The sequence below is a fragment of the Desulforamulus reducens MI-1 genome, from assembly GCF_000016165.1.
GTDB classification, from domain to species: Bacteria; Bacillota; Desulfotomaculia; order Desulfotomaculales; family Desulfotomaculaceae; genus Desulfotomaculum; species Desulfotomaculum reducens.
Map to the genome: position 1 here is coordinate 590321 of NC_009253.1, position 15736 is coordinate 606056.

Sequence of the window (15736 nt, forward strand, 5' to 3'; positions counted from 1 at the left end):
TAAAATTACCCGACCGACGGATATACGCCAAAATCTGGTTACCTCGGTCGGGTCTATTCAGTCTAGCACATGAAGTCAAGAATCTTCGCTTCGCTCGACCGCAGGCGGCGGTTACCTGTTGTGGATAGTGGGAATTTTTCCCCTCCCTCTGGAGACCGCCTGTTTATAATCTTTGTGAAGTGTCCGATTACAATTATTCATTAATTCTGGTGCCTTAAGCTACCATCGCTGCAGAGTAATATTCCTCCGGTGTCGGCGTTTGTCAAGAAAGTTGTCGCATAAGTGATAAAAAAGTTAAGTCAGTTTAGAAACTTGTCTTGAACCAGTAATTTATTATTGTAAAACACAAAGTTCTCATTCTTAGAAAACCTTGATAGGAACGGGCTTTTCTTATTGACACATAAAGGGACAAGTCTTTATAATGAATTTAAGCTTAAGGTTCGGACTTAAGCTCGCAGAGAGCTACAGGAACATCAGTGGGAGATGTTCCTCAAAAGAGAAAATCGCCAATTGGATAATGGAAGTTCAATTGGCAAGAGACAAGCGGACGGGCGCTGGCATTAGAAGCTAGTGCCTTTAGTCTTTCTTGGAGGAATTTTTTTGAAAAGAGTTATGGTCTTCATAGACGGGAATAACTTTGAGAAAGCTGTAACCAACTTATATAGTGGGAGTCAGCAGAGAATTGATTATTCCAAACTAGCCAACTATTTAGCTGGAAAGCGAAATGGTAATTTACAAAGATTATATTATTACACCGCGGCAAGTAACAACGATAAACAAAAGGCAGCTTCTACTAAGAATTTTGTGGATACTTTAAACAAACAGGTTCCTAATTGCATTGCCAAAATTGGTTATTTACAGGTTGTTGGAAAGGATGCTAGTGGTCAAGATATTTACACCGAGAAAGGCACTGATGTTAACATCGCTGTAGATTTAGTGTCTTTAGCGTTTTTCAATGCCTACGATGAAGCAATCCTGTTAAGTGCCGATACTGATTACGAACCGGCCGTCAATATGGTTAGGCAGTTTGGAAAAACGGTAGTATTAGGCATTGTAGACAGGCAAAAGGCTGGATATTTGAAGGGGTTGTGTGATGACCATATTTCCCTGCAGATTGCGGATCTAGACCAGGTAAAGAGATAAATGAAAGGGCTGCCGAGGTTCCAATCCTCAGCAGCCCATTGGAATCTATGGCTGTATAGTCCGAACCTATACAGCCTTCACTATATAGTATGCACGAATGTAAATAGTAACACACCTATATACTGACATACCTTCATCCACTTTACTTAGTAACTTTCTCAGCATAACCAATGCCTCCCATTTTCTTCTGCAACCACGGAGACGGTGCCGGGGCTGTCAAGGGTGGAGTGCAGTGCAGCGTGAGGGAGTGGAGCAGGCCTGCTACCGATCAAGACCTTTATGATGTGGCAACTGCCATCAATAGTCTGCAGAATAACGCCCTGGTTGGTGTTTTTCGGGCCGATGACAGTGAGCTAATCAACGAATAGTCTGGACATACCAGGCTGAAGGATTAAGAAGAATAGGAGGTTATGAACCATGACCAAGACATTGGAGCTGATTTTCGTCAACGTGGCCGGTGACAAGGTAACCTTGCGGGTTACCGATCCCCGAGATGATTTGCAAGAAGCCGAGGTTAGAACCGTCATGGATACGGTGGTAGCCAAGAACGTCTTCACCAGTTCCGGCGGTAGCTTAACCGGCGTGGCTGGTGCTCGCCTGGTCACCCGAGATGTATCCGAATTGAACATTCTTTAGTAGTAACCAGGGAGGGAGGCAGCGGCCTCCCTTTTGGGTCTTATAAGAGGGAGGAAAAGCAATGGAGGAACTTTTTAAACTAGCCTCGAACTACGGTTTCCCAATGGTGGTGGCGGGTTACCTGCTGCTCCGCTCACAACAGGGCAGTGGGTGGGGTGGCAGATTCCTATCATATTAAGGGCATGGCTGCAGATATTCGGGTTCCGGGGCTGGTAGTGGCAGAATTAGGCCGCCTGGCGGAACAGGCAGGGTTTGAGGGTATTGGTACATATCCAACCCAGGTATTTGTCCATGTGGATATAAGGTACAATTCTGCACGGTGGGAGGCACAGCCAGTGAAACGATAGGCTACGTTTCACTGGCTGTCTACTTTTCTAGTTACTCCCTGCTAGCACTTTTCCACTTCCACCGCGGCAATGACACCATTGGCTACCTTCAATAATCACAGGTTCTTTCTCCTGCAAGGTTATTACCTCCGTTTGGTTATTTAAATTTGGGAAAGGAAAGAATAATCGTTGCTAAATTAATTAATACAATGTTATTATATTAGCAAATGATTATATAATCAATTAGTATTAAGATAACTTAACTTAAAGGGGGCTTTAGATCATGGAAATTAAAGTATTGGGAACTGGCTGCCAGAAGTGCAAAGAAGTGGAGAAGTTGGTGCGGGAGGTATTGGCAGAAATAAATGTACCCGCCAATGTAGAAAAGGTGGAGGACATTGCCCAGATCGTACAGTATGGTGTCATGCTGACACCGGGTTTGGTGATTAACGGGAAAGTTAAGGTATCTGGTCGGGTGCCCAACAAGGCCGATATCAAAAAGCTGATTGAGGAGGAAAAGTAGTTTGTAGAGGGGGAGAGGAGAACATGGGAGCAAATTTAGATGCCAAAACCCTTGCCCTAATCGGTGTGGGGGCCAGTGTAGGGGCAAACTGCTTTCCTTGCCTGGAGCAAAAGGTTACCGAAGCCTTAAAGGCGGGAGCTTCTGTGGAGGAAATTGCTCAAGCGGTGCAACTGGGAGAAGAAGCGAAAATGCAGCCCAATCAGGGGATCAAGGCCCTGGCGGAGATGCTTTTACAAAACGCCCAGTCTTTGTTGGACAGAGGTTCCGCCGGAGGTTGCGGCTGAAAAGCATAGGACAAACGGCGTGACCGTTTGATTAAGAAGTCACTTCCTTTATTAAGGGAGTGGCTTTATTCATTCGGTGGCAAATTAAAGGTGCTACCGTGTTGGGAACTTCAGAAGATTTTTCTTGACTAATCAAAACTACAGATATAATATTAGAATGTAATTATATAATTATATAATATGTCAGCGAGGAGGAATTACTATGTTTGACTGGCTGGATTATTTAATGCAGCTATTGGTAACCAATGTTTTTGGCCTATCCATGCAATCCCGGACTGGGGCCAGTGTGCACTTTTTCTTTTACGACACCATTAAAATTATTATTTTGCTAGGGGTCATGATTTTTGCCATCTCCTATATTCGCAGTTACTTCCCACCGGAACGGACCAAGCGAATTCTGACACGGTTTAGTGGCATAACCGGTAATATCATGGCCTCCTTACTGGGCTCTGTAACACCTTTCTGCTCCTGTTCCTCAGTACCCTTGTTTATTGGCTTTGTGGAAGCGGGTATTCCGCTGGGTGTGACCTTCTCCTTTTTGATCACTTCACCTATCGTCAATGAAGCAGCCTTTGCTATCTTAATCGGTAGCTTTGGGGTTAAAATTGCCGCCATTTATATCGTAGCCGGTACCATACTGGGCGTGCTGGGTGGTCTGGTCATTGGCAAGATGAAGATGGAAGATCAGATTGAGGAATATGTGAAGCAAATTAAAATGGGTGAAACTGAAATACAGGAACTGACTACCCAGGATCGCATTGCCTTTGCAAAGGGGCAAGTGGTGGATATCGTGAAAAGGGTTTGGTTATATATTCTCATTGGTGTGGGCATTGGAGCTTTTATCCATGGTTATGCACCGGCGGAACTGCTGGCTAAATATGCCGGACCACAAAATCCCTTTGCGGTTATTGTGGCAGTTATTCTGGGGGTACCTCTGTACTCCAACGCCCTGGGCACCATTCCCATTGCCGAGGCTCTCATCAACAAAGGGGTGGGCTTTGGTACAGCAATGGCCTTTATGATGGCTACAACTGCCCTGTCTTTGCCAGAAATGATTATCCTGCGTAAGGTTATCAAACCCCGCTTAATTGCCAGCTTTGTGGTGGTCACCAGTATTGGGATCATTATCATTGGTTATCTGTTTAATTTCCTAGTATAACCTGTAAGGCCGTTGATTTATTCAGCGGTCTCTTTTGTTTGTAAAATTTTTACAAATTACTTGTTTACCGGGAATATTGGTGCTAATATATAATAAATTTATAATATAAGCAAAAGGTAGGGTAAATGGAGGAGGCGGGTTTATGAAGAAGCGTGGCAAATTTGTGGCGCTGGGTGTGATTTTACTGGCCTTTGTGGCGGTGGGTAGCAAACCCCTTTGGTCCGGGGGTGGAGAGAAAGCGAAAACACCCCAGGTGGTTACCACTCAGACCGAAGCTGGTCAAACAGACACCAGTAAAAGTGAGCCAAGTCAAGCAAAGGTCAGTTCTACAGATACTAGCCAGAACTCGGCAGTTCAGCAGCAAACAATTGCTGTTAACACAAAGGCCCCTAAGCTGGCTAAACTTTTAGAAGATAGCTTTGCCAAAGGCAAGCCCGTGGCGGTGGTCTATACCTACAACGCCGATTGCTGACCCACCACGAAGGAATTCTTTTCCCACCACCGGTCGGTGGTACAGCAAATTGAAAAGAAATATGGCGATCAGCTAACTTTTACTTGGATTGATATTGCTGTTTATCAGGAGTCTGAAGGGGCAGAGTTAAACAAAACCGCTGCAGCAATGAAGGTTCAAACCGCTCCAGCCCTGGTGCTTTTTGATGGTAAGCAGAAGTTGGTGCAGACTTGGATGGGAGAATTGAACCAGGCTGAGGTCAGCAAAGCCATCGAACAGGTGGTGAAGTAGATGCCAGCTCTGGAAACGCTTTTGGCAGGCTCGTTACTGTTTTCCCTGCTGGCAGCCCTAACAGCAGGACTGTTCAGCGGGATTAGCCCCTGCACCTTACCCACCGCTGTTATGGTAGTGGCCTATGTGGGGGGCTATGACAATCGCTCACGACTAAAGGGCTTTATCCTGTCCCTGTCCTTTGTGCTTGGCTTATCTCTCACCCTGGCCATTGCCGGGGCGGTGGTATCCGCTGTGGGAGGGCTGTTTATGGGGAGCAAGGTGGTCTGGTATCTGGCTGCCCTGGTGGCAGTGCTGATGGGAGCCAATCTGCTAGGGCTCTTTAAACTGCCTGGTTTTGGCGTCAACCCCACTGGGGTTAAGCAGGGCAGTGGGGTGCTGGGGGCCTTTTTGTTGGGCATTCCCTTTGCCATCATCGCCTCTCCCTGTACCGCTCCCATTACCGCCACGGTGCTGGCCTACGCCGCAACCAAAGGCAGTGTGTGGTACGGCTTTACCCTGCTCTTTGCCTACGCAATAGGTCGCAGCATCCCGCTGCTGGCTGCGGGAACATTTACTTCAGTTTTGAAAAATGCCTCGAAGTTTGAGAATTTTAGCTTAGTGGTGCAAAGGATTAGCGGTATGGCTTTGATTGGGTTAGGCTTTTATTTGCTGTATGGGATTGTTGACTAGTTGAGAAGTAATATCGGTATAACCATAATTGAATTTACAACTATACAATAAAGATGGTTCGCGCCAACTCTATTTTTGTGAAAAAATCTAATAAATATTGAGAAACTGACTAGGCTATATTTCTATATAAGAGTATAATTATATACATATTAAGATAAACGGGAGGGGTTCACAATGTGGAGCAACCTGGTGGCTTTCTGCTTCATGGGTGGCGGTGGCATCGGGACCGCCATTGGTGGCAAAATCATTGCTGCGGTGGGCTTTACCTCCTTCTATGGTTATGCTGCAGGGGCTTTGGTAGGTCTGTTACTGGTGGCCTTTGTGTTGGTGGAAGTGGCTAAACCGGCAGTTGTAGAGTGTGCCAAGTAATACACGCTGTGATTCTTTGGCCTTATTTTAAAGACTGATGCAAAGCAATATAGATCATTTTTAAATTGAGGAGGAACAAGGACAATGGAGAAAAAAGTAAGCTGTGGATGCGGCAATGCTGAACCTGTGCAACAAGAAGCACCGAAAGAAAACTGGTACCTGCCCTATATGGACCAAAAGACAAAGGGCCTTGAAGTGGAGGAAAAGAAAAGCCCGGTGGCGGTATTCTATTGTGCCGGGGCCTCAAATGTAGGTCAGTCCACGATGTTGGCCAGTGTGAAGGCAGCGAACCAGGTTGGCTACGATAAGGCCGCACTGTTGTGCCTGGCCAGTATTTCCGCAGGTCTCAAAAATATTCATAACGGGGCTAAAAATGCCAAAGGCATTGTAGCAGTGGATGGCTGCCCCATGCAGTGTGCCTTAAAAACCTTGCAAAAGGCCGAATTTACGCCCGAGAAAAGTTTTGTGCTAACCAAAGATTTTGAGATAAAAAAGAATTTTGACTTAAATTCTCAGGAGGATATTGAGAAAATTGCCTCCGGTGTGGCCCGTGGTATATTGGAAGTCTATCAAGGCTCATAATAGTAGAGAGATTCATTAAGTCATTTAGGTGGTGAGGGCTATGCCTTTACCGCCTTTTATGAAATGCTTGCAAGGAGATGATTTCGTGGGTGTCTTTAAAGCAATCAATAAACATATGATTAAGTTTTTGATGCTGGCTGTGGTGTTGGGGCTCATTGTGGGAGCAATGGTTCCGGGTTTGGGGCAGCGACTTCAGGTGCTTTATCCCTTTTCTCTGTTTGTCATGCTATACCCGATGATGGTTGGCATTAAGCTGGGGGAAGTCAGCGGAGCAGCTAAGCGGCTGGGTTTTATGACGGTGGTTATACTCTTTAATTACCTAGCATCCCCCTTGCTGGCTGCCTTTTTAGCTAAAACCTTCCTGGGCAGCTATCCAGACTTTGCGGTGGGGCTCATTCTCACCGGGGTGGTACCCTGTGCGGGCATGATAGTGGCATGGACCGGACTGGCCAAAGGCAATGCACCCATGACCCTGGTGATTACGGTGGTCAGTTTATTGGCAGGTATTTTTCTCATCCCCACTTGGATGCTGGCCCTGGCCGGGCAATATGTGCCAGTGAATGCTCTACAAATGCTAAAAACCATTCTAATTACCATTGTGGGACCGCTCATTCTGGGTAACCTGACCCGGATATGGTTGGTTAAACGACTGGGTCCCCAGAAGTTTATGGAGCTAAAGCCCATTTTTCCAGGCATTTCGGCTCTTGGGATGTACTCGGTCTTTTTCATCTCCATGTGTGCCGAAGCGGTTAATTTGATCCAACATCCCCAGTACCTACTGACCATCAGTGTGCCACTGGTTATCTTTTATCTGCTTCTCTTTAGTGGCTCAGTGCTCTATGCAAGGCTTGCCAAAATCAATTATGGCGACATGGTGGCATTAACCTATGGCGTCAGTGGCAAAAACATTTCCATCGCCCTGGCCCTGGCGGTGATGTTCTTTTCGCCTCTCACGGTGATGATTATTGCGGTGAAACCCTTGATTCAAGTTTGCTTTATGGCTGGCTTTTTCAAGCTGACTCCCAAACTGAAAGAGTATTGGGAGCGGGTGTTGCCCGCTGGAGAAGGTCTGCCTGGGAAAAGTATGGGTTAATCATCTTAGAGTTTTGGTAGTTTATGAAAGTTTTTCTTCATAGCTACGAACTCAACGCCCAGCTCAGGTAGTTTGCTCTTGGCCGCCTCTTTGGCAGCGTTTAAGGCTTTGATGTTGCTCACCACCGGTACAATATCTGTCTGACGAATGAGATTACATCGTTCCATTTCGTTACAACTGTTTGTTCTAATATGGCTTATTGTGCCGGTTAACACAAATGAGTATTCGTACCGATGTGAGAAAATGTTTTTTGGACAGGGAAAGGGCAACCACCTTCGGGTGGCTGCCCTTCTTGCTCAGCATGGGTAATCTACCCCAATCTTTTTCATTGTACACGTAGGTACAGATAACCGATGCCCTTTAATTATTTGTTGTTCTCCATAATAATTTGTAATATCTTTACTTTGTTTTCATGAATTACTGTTTGTTCATTAATAAGATTATTGTTTTTAGCCACACCTAGATCAGTAAGGACAATATGAGTATTAATAGGTATATCGGCATTCTCCAGAATTTTTCTGGCACAATGTAAATTACACCCGTCAATTACGATAACTTTTGAGCCATCCTTAGCTTTTTCCACGAAAGAGCCAATCTTGCCACCAACGCCAGCTAGGCAAAAAAGTTTGCCTTGACCATCCATCGTTAATTGGCGACAAACATCATTGGCAATTTGACCCACGTTAGACCCTCCAGAACAAGAGAAAAAAAGTACGGGGGCAGAGGAACAACCACAATCACAATTACTCATAGAAAATTCTCCTTTCTTAATTTACTAATTGTTAGCCCCAGAAGGTACCAAAAATCATACCTGCCAGAGTAGACATGATGACCACCAGTGTTACATAAACCGCTGTCTTTTTAGTGCCCATAATTTTGTGAATGACAATCATGCTGGGTAGGCTTAAGGCAGGACCAGCCAGGAGTAGGGAGAGGGCGGGGCCTTTGCCCATGCCGCTGCCCAAAAGGCCCTGGAGGATGGGAACTTCCGTCAGGGTGGCAAAGTACATAAAAGCACCAAAGACCGAAGCCAAGAGATTGGCGCCCAGGGAGTTGCCACCCACCAATTGAGCCACATACTGCTCGGGGATAATTCCGGCATCCAGACCAGGGCGACCCATTAAAAAGCCAGCCACCAGTACACCACCCAGCAGCAAGGGGAAGATTTTCTTAGCAAAGTCCCAGGTGGAATCCAGCCAACCGGTAATTTCACTGCGATCGAACCAAAGTTTTAACAAAATAGCTAGTAGGATGAGGAAAAAGATAGCTAAATACCAGTGTATTTCATAAACAGCATTGAAAAAGCCCACTGACTCCGGTGGTTTACCCCAGGCGGCAAAAATTAGAATGAAGACCATTGTAGCAAAGTAAAGGGCATATTGCCCCAGGGATCGCTGATCCTCCGGCGGGGGTGGCAAGGTAAGGGCAGCGGCCACCTTTTCCCGTTCTTCCTTAAGAAAAATGAGGTGCATCAGTAAGCCAATGATGATGGAAAATATCACTGCGCCCACTGCCCGGGCGATGCCGATATCGGCACCTAGAATCCTGGCGCTTAGAATAATGGCTAAGATGTTTATGGCTGGGCCAGAGTAAAGAAAGGCTGTGGCCGGACCAATACCAGCACCACGGGTGTAAATGCCTGCAAAGAGCGGCAGCACGGTGCAAGAGCAAACGGCTAACACCGTACCAGAAACCGAGGCTACGCCATAGGACAGAATTTTATTGGCTCCGGCCCCAAAATACTTGAGGACCGATGCCTGGGAGACAAAGACAGAGATGGCACCGGCAATAAAGAAGGCTGGCACCAGGCAGGTAAGCACATGCTTCTGGGCGTAGTCCTGCAGCATGTAAAAGGCTTCCAGAATGGCCCCGGTAACACGGGGGTTCTCCAGGGGAATGTAGTAAGCCGCCAAAAACACACCGGCCATGAGCAAAAAGATATTCCGTTCCTTCATTGTATAAGACCTCCTTGTTATTTAGTTAACTGGGTTGATATGCTTCACCTCCTATACTATACAATAGTAATATATTCTATTATTATAATATTATATCTAGTGAAAAAGCATAGCAAGTGTTATTATAAAAATATTAGGATAATTTTATATACTAGGAGGTGTAACAGCTTATGGGCTGTTGTGATCCGAAAGCCCCGAGATTGATTAGCATCCGAGTAGGAGATGGCCAGGTGGGTTTGCGGGGTCTTGACATCATCGTGGAGGCTGTGCGGGGGCTGGACCTACAGAAGGAGGAAGAGATTAAACAAGAATTGTTGAGTAGGGTAAAGCTGTTCAACTATATTCCAGACTCTGTCAACGGGAAATATGCTGAGGCTTTGTGGGAATATTATAATGGGCAAGGATAAATATTCGATGATTGTAGGGGGGGCTAAGGTATGATTTGTGGGTCAAAAACCTTGTTGTCAAAAGCTGCTCTTTGTCCTAAATGCGGTGGTCGGGGCAAGGGGATGCGCTCGGATACATTACGACACATGATTCAGAATCATCGCATTCCTAAAGTATTGGAAGGGTATCAGCTTTGTCTGAACCCGGATTGTTCGGTGGTGTACTTTGGGTCGGAAGTATTTACAAAGGAAGATCTGATGACAAGGGTTTGGTTTAAAGAGACAGACCCGGATGTACCAGTATGCTACTGCAAGGAAGTTACCACTGGGGATATCCTGGAGCACATTGTGCAAAGGGGTTGTTGTCAGAATCTGCAAGATATCCAGAATCATACTGGGGCCAATACCGGTAAGGAGTGTCTGACCAAAAATCCTGCTGGAACCTGATGCAAGCCTGCAGTGCAATCGGTGATTGCCAGGGCGATTGAAATGAAAACCCGGAAGAGAACAGAGTAAAGTTCTTTTCCGGGTTTGCTATTTATAAGGAGACTGTTATTTTACCGCACCACTGGCAGTAAAGTATTTCTTCTTAAAGCCCAAAGCAACATTCACCAGTGCAATCATCACAGGTACCTCAATCAGAGGGCCAATTACTGCTGCAAAGGCTGCACCGGACTCGATACCGAAGATCGCTACAGCCACCGCAATGGCTAGCTCAAAGTTATTGCTGGCAGCGGTAAAGGCCAGGGTGGTGCTTTGGCCGTAGTTGACGCAGTTTCGCTTGCTCATGAAGAAGGATAAGAAGAACATGATGCTAAAGTAAATCAAGAGCGGGATGGCAATGCGAACAACATCCATAGGCAGTTCCACAATATATTTGCCCTTCAGGGAGAACATAATCACGATGGTGAATAGTAGGGAAATAAGGGCCAACGGGCTGATGCGAGGTACAAATTCCTTTTCATACCACTCCTTACCCTTGCGGGGTACCAGTAAAGCTCTGGTTAGCATACCACCGGCAAAGGGAATGCCCAGGTAAATGAGGACACTCTTGGCTACCTCCGCCATCGAGACGTGCACTTCAATGGCTTCCATACCCAGCCAGCCTGGTACCAGGGTAATAAAGAAGTAAGCATAAATAGAGTAAAAGACCATTTGAAAAATGGAATTAACCGCCACCAATGCGGCGGCGTACTCATTGTCCCCTTTGGCCAAATCGTTCCAAACAATCACCATTGCGATGCAGCGGGCAAGACCAATTAAAATAAGTCCAATCATATAATCAGGATAATCCCGCAGGAAGGCAATGGCTAGCACAAACATCAGGGTGGGGCCGATAATCCAGTTTTGTACCAGGGAAAGCCCCATGACTTTACCGTTTTTGAAGGCTTTGCCCATTTCTTCATATTTCACCTTTGCCAGGGGTGGGTACATCATAACAATCAGACCCACAGCAATGGGAATGGAAGTGGTGCCAATGGACATACTGTTTAACCAATCGGCAATGCCGGGAAATACATAACCCAGACCTACCCCAATGGCCATTGCTAGGAAAATCCACAGGGTTAGAAAACGGTCCAGGGTAGACAGTCTTTTTTCTGCCATATACAGAATTCCTCCTTATTCATCTTTTTCACAGACAGATTTTTTTAAGCCCATCAGTTCACAATAATTAGGGGTCTCTCGTAGGGCTGAGGGTTTGACATCAGTGGTGGTAGCTTGCAGCAATTTTCCCAGATGTTGATCTACCAGTGGATAAATCTTTTGTAAGCCACAGGCTTTCAGGGTGTACAGCACTAGCTTGCCGTGCTTGATGTTTTCGATTAAATCCGCCTGACGTAAGATTTTTAAATGGTGTGACACCGCTGGCTGGGAGATGTTTAGACCTTGCATAATTTCGCAGACGCTCAGTTCCTGCCCGGACAGCATTTGCAGGATGTTTAACCGATGGGCATCCCCCAGAGCCTTATAAAGATTCACTAACCTTTCCATATCTCACCACCTTATATATTTAAATTTTTAAATATGATTATTTATTATATTACTATTTGATGATATAATCAACTTGTTATCCGTTAACTTTTTTTAACGGTAACTTCATGTAACCTGCATTGCTTTTTGAAATTGGTTCCACTATAAATATTGAATAGTAAGTACCACTGTTGATACTGAACAAAGGAGAGAAGGTAAAAGACATGAAAATTGCCATTTTTGCAGATGTACACGGTAATTTATTGGGTTTACAGGCAGTATTGACGGATATGCGGCAGCGGGGTGTAGACGCCACCTATTGTGTGGGGGATTTGGTGGGTTATGGTCCCCGGCCCAATGAAGTAATCGATTTGCTGCGGCAGGAGAACATTCCAACCATCATGGGTAACTACGATGACGCCATTGGCAACATGCGCTTTATCTGCGGCTGTGACTATAAGAATGAACAGGCCATGAAACTGGGGGAAAGCTCCATCCTTTGGACCAAAGAGCATACCTCTGAAGAAAATAAAGCATGGCTTAGGCAATTGCCCGAGCGTTTGGAGTTTGTAGCCGGTGGATTGAAATTCCTGTTGGTACACGGCAGCCCCCGCCAGCTAAATGAATATCTTTTTGAAAACACCCCCGAAGAAACCCTAAAGCAGTTCTTAACGGAAAATCATTGTGATGTGCTGGTTTGCGGCCACACCCACTTGCCCTATCATAAGCAGGTGGACGGTGGGCATGTCATCAATGTCGGCAGCGCCGGCAAGCCCAAACACGGCAATGCCAACGTGGGCTATGCTCTAGTGGATGTGACCGAAGGAAGCTTGCAGGTGGAGTTTATTCAGGTCCCCTATGATTTTGAGCAAACAGCCAGGGAAATCGAGGACGTGGGCCTGCCGAAGGAATTTGCTGAGATTATTCGCACTGGGAGGGCCTAAGAATTTACGTAATGGGGCTTTTTATATTCATTCTAACCGCATCAACTGGTTTTATCGCAGAAAGTGTTATATAATAATATTAGAATGAAGTAGGCGGTGACGTGATGCAAGAAAAAATAGCCCAACGAAAAGCAGATATATTCAAAGCCATTTCTCATCCCACCCGTATCCGCATTTTAGATTTGCTCAGTGATGGGGAGCATTGTGTGTGCGATATCTTTGAAGGTCTCAACGTGGAACAGGCCAATACTTCCCAGCACCTGTCGGTAATGAAAAAACAGGGCATTTTGCAGAGCAGAAAAGAGGGGCTACGGGTGATCTACAGCATCAAAAACCCGGAAGTCATTGAGATGCTGGAATTGGCCAATCAAATCCTAAAAAAACAAGCGAAAGAAGCCATGAGCGCCTTTGCAGGCGTAGCAGAAAAATAGTGTGACAGCACTCCACAGATTTGTGGGGTGTTTTTTTGCACTTTCCGGCTGCTGCCTTCACCCTTGACAGCCCCGGCACCGGCTCCGTCCTGTGGCAAGAAAAACGGGAGGTTGTCAAGTATGCTAAGAAAAGTGCTGTCCAAAGTAGAAGAAGGTCGCTTCGCCCGCGCCCTGGTGGGCCTGCAGCAAGGCTGGCAGTTTGAAGTCAGGCACCGGGTGTTCGTCCAGCGTGGAGTTGAAGTCTCCGGCTACGTCAAATATGCAGGCAAGAAGTTCGGCGTCACCATCCAGCCCACCGGCTGCTTCTGCAGCTGCGAGGATGCCCTGGTGCGTAAGGTCCTGTGCAAGCACATCGCCTTCGTGGCGATGGCCGAGCTGGACCTTGATTATCTGTAATACAACCCCTGTAGGTTGCGGTTGGTTGTTGCTACGGTTATATCTTACTCTAATGTGAATGAATAATTTTATTTCCCTGGGTAACATTAACAAAAAATAAACTCTTATAAAAGGAAATAAAATGGTAGACCACTTAGAGATAATAAATCAAGTCAAAAATATAGAGGTACTTACAAAAAAAGGATATATTACAAACCTTAGAAAGTACCACTCATAAAGAGGCTTTGCAAAAGCTACTGTAGCTAATCACCTAATTTGACGGCTAATTTCTCACTAGTTCTTTACCCCCTTGAGCCGTCCGGGCCATCAAAGCCTCATCAAATAATCGCTTGGCTTTTGTAATGGAGAATGGGGTCTCTTCACCTAAGTGGCGCAGCAGTTCCCCTGACAATTGAACCAACGTCTTACCTTTTGCTTGCTGGCGTATCACCTTCTCCTGAATATCAAAAGATATTGGGTGATGTTCTTTTAAAAAAGCCGGAAGTAGGGCAGTGGTTTTTCTACAATTGGGATTGGGGCAGATAAATCGATAGATAGGAATATGAGACTGATCCTCCGGAGTATAGGCATGTCTGTTGTATTTACCATGCCGATGTAACATTACTTGAATTAAGCAGTGGGGACAGACTTGGGGACGGAGGTGTTCCGGGCAACCATTAGCAAATAACTGAAGATAGGTCTCGACAGTCAAGTGTTCTTCTATTAAAATCATTATGTGTTGATTTTGGGAAGAGGGAACTGGCTGGTGGGCCATATGGTTCCCTCTTCTTATTTTCTTTCCTCCTGATTGATTGGCATGTGCCATTAGTTCGCACACACTAATCATTATCCAGGGTAACCGCCACTCTTGGCAAGAAAAAAGCGCCACTTTACCGACATGTAAAGTTAGCGCCGACAATATAAACGGATAGCCCTCGCTCCTAAAAGGCAAAGCCCCCCTAGCTAAGGTGGGCTTTGCCATCCTAGGGCAACCGTTGACGCTTCCGTTGCTATGGGAGCGGTTGAAGGAGGTGGGCAATTGCAATGGATGATTGTTTGGGGCAGTGGCCCGCCCTGGCAAGGGTGGAAGATGCCACCTAAAGATTAGTAGTATGAAATGCTGTCTATCTTCCTAACATTCTTGATGTTTGATATAATTTTTCTAAATAAATGTATAACAGTTATCAAACCAGTTAGTAAGGGGAATATAGTAATATGACTGTACCCACAGACCACGACAGGCTGTTCAAAGAACTACTGGAAAATTACTTTGTTAAATTTATGGAGCTATTTTTTAAAGAGGCCAGTTATTTCATCGACTTTTCTCACCTAAAATTTCTTTCTCAAGAAGTTTTCACTGATGTAACCGTAGGAGAAAAACGGGCCATAGATATTTTAGTAGAAACTAAGCTGAAGGATGAAAAACAGGTTATCCTGGTGCACGTTGAATCACAGTCCTATGTGCAAAAGGAATTTGCCGAAAGAATGTTTATTTATTTCAGTCGCTTGTACGAGAAATATCGCTGCAAGGTATTGCCCATCACCGTTTTTAGTTACGATAAAATGAACGATGAACCGGATACTTTTGAACTGGGATTTTCATTCCTGGATGTGCTCAAATTTAACTTCTACAAGCTGGAATTAAGAAAGCTCAACTGGCGGGAATTTATCAAAAGTAACAACCCAGTGGCAGCGGCTCTACTAAGTAAAATGGGCTACCGAAAAGAAGAAAAGGTTCAGGTGAAGTTAGAATTTCTGCGCATGTTAACAAGGCTCAAATTAGACCCAGCAAGAGCTGAACTTATCGGGGGATTTTTCCACAGCTACTTGAAGCTGAACCAACAAGAAGAGGAACAATTTGAGCAAGAAGTAAGACGTTTGGGTAAAAAGGAGGCGGAGATCATTATGCAAATAACCACTCCCTGGCATGAAAAGGGCCGAATGGAAGGAAAATTGGAAGGTCAATTAGCTCTTGTTTTAAGACAATTGAAAAAGCGTTTTGGAGAAGTACCTGAGGATATAGAGAAGTTAATTAAATCTCTAAACACTGATAAGCTTGAAGAAGTTGGAGAGGCATTGTTTGATATTAATAATATAGATGAATTGAGAAAAATGCTTCATTAGGCACGTTAAAACAAAAGCTTT

26 protein-coding genes are annotated in these 15736 nt (G+C 45.3%); 20 read left to right on the forward strand and 6 right to left on the reverse strand.

The genetic code is table 11. The features are described 5' to 3' along the window. Positions 1–600: 600 nt before the first annotated feature. The 14 genes from DRED_RS02935 (at position 601) to DRED_RS02990 (ending at position 7529) form a co-directional block, all read left to right on the forward strand. Positions 601–1143, forward strand: coding sequence for a LabA-like NYN domain-containing protein (locus tag DRED_RS02935; protein ID WP_011876924.1), 543 nt, complete (start codon positions 601–603; stop codon positions 1141–1143). Between the two features lie 170 nt (positions 1144–1313). Further along, positions 1314–1511, forward strand: a complete 198-nt coding sequence (locus tag DRED_RS18525) for a DUF1659 domain-containing protein (RefSeq protein ID WP_156779570.1) — start codon at positions 1314–1316, stop codon at positions 1509–1511. A gap of 49 nt (positions 1512–1560) precedes the next feature. Beyond that, the gene (locus tag DRED_RS02940) at positions 1561–1779 is read left to right on the forward strand and encodes a DUF2922 domain-containing protein (protein ID WP_011876925.1); all 219 of its coding nucleotides are present in this window, start codon (positions 1561–1563) and stop codon (positions 1777–1779) included. 103 nt (positions 1780–1882) lie between these two features. Then, positions 1883–1957: a hypothetical protein gene (locus DRED_RS19165; protein WP_238442602.1), complete on the forward strand. Its 75-nt coding sequence runs from the start codon at positions 1883–1885 to the stop codon at positions 1955–1957. Further along, on the forward strand, positions 1935–2126 hold the full coding sequence (locus DRED_RS02945; RefSeq protein WP_238442571.1) for a peptidoglycan L,D-endopeptidase MepK: 192 nt from the start codon (positions 1935–1937) through the stop codon (positions 2124–2126). The genes DRED_RS19165 and DRED_RS02945 overlap by 23 nt, the downstream gene beginning before the upstream one ends. A gap of 262 nt (positions 2127–2388) precedes the next feature. Further along, the gene (locus DRED_RS02950) at positions 2389–2628 is read left to right on the forward strand and encodes a thioredoxin family protein (RefSeq protein WP_011876927.1); all 240 of its coding nucleotides are present in this window, start codon (positions 2389–2391) and stop codon (positions 2626–2628) included. A gap of 23 nt (positions 2629–2651) precedes the next feature. Next, a complete protein-coding gene (locus DRED_RS02955; protein WP_011876928.1) occupies positions 2652–2912 on the forward strand; it encodes a carboxymuconolactone decarboxylase family protein in 261 nt (86 codons plus the stop codon). A 202-nt stretch (positions 2913–3114) separates the two neighbouring features. Beyond that, on the forward strand, positions 3115–4071 hold the full coding sequence (locus DRED_RS02960; RefSeq protein WP_011876929.1) for a permease: 957 nt from the start codon (positions 3115–3117) through the stop codon (positions 4069–4071). Positions 4072–4213: 142 nt separating this feature from the next. Beyond that, positions 4214–4543: a hypothetical protein gene (locus DRED_RS02965; protein ID WP_011876930.1), complete on the forward strand. Its 330-nt coding sequence runs from the start codon at positions 4214–4216 to the stop codon at positions 4541–4543. A gap of 36 nt (positions 4544–4579) precedes the next feature. Then, entirely contained in the window at positions 4580–4813 is a 234-nt protein-coding gene (locus DRED_RS02970) for a YbbN family protein (protein ID WP_011876931.1), read from the forward strand. After that, positions 4814–5485 (forward strand): cytochrome c biogenesis CcdA family protein, encoded by a 672-nt coding sequence (locus DRED_RS02975; protein WP_011876932.1) that lies wholly within the window; start codon positions 4814–4816, stop codon positions 5483–5485. Between the two features lie 174 nt (positions 5486–5659). Then, the gene (locus tag DRED_RS02980; protein ID WP_011876933.1) at positions 5660–5854 is read left to right on the forward strand and encodes a hypothetical protein; all 195 of its coding nucleotides are present in this window, start codon (positions 5660–5662) and stop codon (positions 5852–5854) included. A gap of 84 nt (positions 5855–5938) precedes the next feature. Further along, entirely contained in the window at positions 5939–6436 is a 498-nt protein-coding gene (locus DRED_RS02985; protein ID WP_011876934.1) for a putative zinc-binding protein, read from the forward strand. Between the two features lie 58 nt (positions 6437–6494). Beyond that, positions 6495–7529, forward strand: coding sequence for an arsenic resistance protein (locus tag DRED_RS02990; protein ID WP_238442572.1), 1035 nt, complete (start codon positions 6495–6497; stop codon positions 7527–7529). A 5-nt stretch (positions 7530–7534) separates the two neighbouring features. On the opposite strand, the gene DRED_RS18535 is transcribed toward DRED_RS02990, so the two are convergent. From DRED_RS18535 to DRED_RS03005, 3 genes are all read right to left on the reverse strand, one after another. Next, the gene (locus DRED_RS18535; RefSeq protein ID WP_156779571.1) at positions 7535–7696 is read right to left on the reverse strand and encodes a hypothetical protein; all 162 of its coding nucleotides are present in this window, start codon (positions 7694–7696) and stop codon (positions 7535–7537) included. Between the two features lie 197 nt (positions 7697–7893). Then, positions 7894–8280 carry a putative zinc-binding protein gene (locus DRED_RS03000; RefSeq protein ID WP_011876936.1) on the reverse strand — a complete coding sequence of 129 codons (387 nt, stop codon included), beginning with the start codon at positions 8278–8280 and terminating at the stop codon, positions 7894–7896. Between the two features lie 31 nt (positions 8281–8311). Then, positions 8312–9484, reverse strand: coding sequence for a permease (locus DRED_RS03005; protein ID WP_011876937.1), 1173 nt, complete (start codon positions 9482–9484; stop codon positions 8312–8314). A gap of 170 nt (positions 9485–9654) precedes the next feature. On the opposite strand from DRED_RS03005, the gene DRED_RS03010 reads away from it, so the two are divergent. Then, complete coding sequence (locus tag DRED_RS03010) at positions 9655–9891, forward strand: hypothetical protein (protein WP_041274409.1); 237 nt, start codon at positions 9655–9657, stop codon at positions 9889–9891. 30 nt (positions 9892–9921) lie between these two features. Further along, positions 9922–10386 (forward strand): (2Fe-2S)-binding protein, encoded by a 465-nt coding sequence (locus DRED_RS03015; RefSeq protein WP_242072672.1) that lies wholly within the window; start codon positions 9922–9924, stop codon positions 10384–10386. A gap of 36 nt (positions 10387–10422) precedes the next feature. Here DRED_RS03015 and arsB read toward each other — a convergent pair whose 3' ends face one another. Together arsB and DRED_RS03025 are read right to left on the reverse strand one after the other, a co-directional pair. Beyond that, a complete protein-coding gene (arsB, locus tag DRED_RS03020; protein ID WP_011876939.1) occupies positions 10423–11475 on the reverse strand; it encodes an ACR3 family arsenite efflux transporter in 1053 nt (350 codons plus the stop codon). Positions 11476–11490: 15 nt separating this feature from the next. Further along, a complete protein-coding gene (locus DRED_RS03025; protein WP_011876940.1) occupies positions 11491–11862 on the reverse strand; it encodes an ArsR/SmtB family transcription factor in 372 nt (123 codons plus the stop codon). A 203-nt stretch (positions 11863–12065) separates the two neighbouring features. On the opposite strand from DRED_RS03025, the gene DRED_RS03030 reads away from it, so the two are divergent. From DRED_RS03030 to DRED_RS03040, 3 genes are all read left to right on the forward strand, one after another. Continuing rightward, complete coding sequence (locus tag DRED_RS03030) at positions 12066–12785, forward strand: metallophosphoesterase family protein (protein ID WP_011876941.1); 720 nt, start codon at positions 12066–12068, stop codon at positions 12783–12785. A gap of 104 nt (positions 12786–12889) precedes the next feature. Then, positions 12890–13216: an ArsR/SmtB family transcription factor gene (locus DRED_RS03035; RefSeq protein WP_011876942.1), complete on the forward strand. Its 327-nt coding sequence runs from the start codon at positions 12890–12892 to the stop codon at positions 13214–13216. A gap of 120 nt (positions 13217–13336) precedes the next feature. Beyond that, positions 13337–13612, forward strand: coding sequence for an SWIM zinc finger family protein (locus tag DRED_RS03040; RefSeq protein ID WP_049755839.1), 276 nt, complete (start codon positions 13337–13339; stop codon positions 13610–13612). Between the two features lie 262 nt (positions 13613–13874). Here the strand turns inward: DRED_RS03040 and DRED_RS03045 are convergent, their stop codons facing one another. Further along, a complete protein-coding gene (locus tag DRED_RS03045) occupies positions 13875–14438 on the reverse strand; it encodes a hypothetical protein (RefSeq protein WP_198006920.1) in 564 nt (187 codons plus the stop codon). Positions 14439–14806: 368 nt separating this feature from the next. On the opposite strand from DRED_RS03045, the gene DRED_RS03050 reads away from it, so the two are divergent. After that, positions 14807–15715 carry a DUF4351 domain-containing protein gene (locus DRED_RS03050; RefSeq protein WP_011876945.1) on the forward strand — a complete coding sequence of 303 codons (909 nt, stop codon included), beginning with the start codon at positions 14807–14809 and terminating at the stop codon, positions 15713–15715. Positions 15716–15736 lie beyond the last annotated feature (21 nt).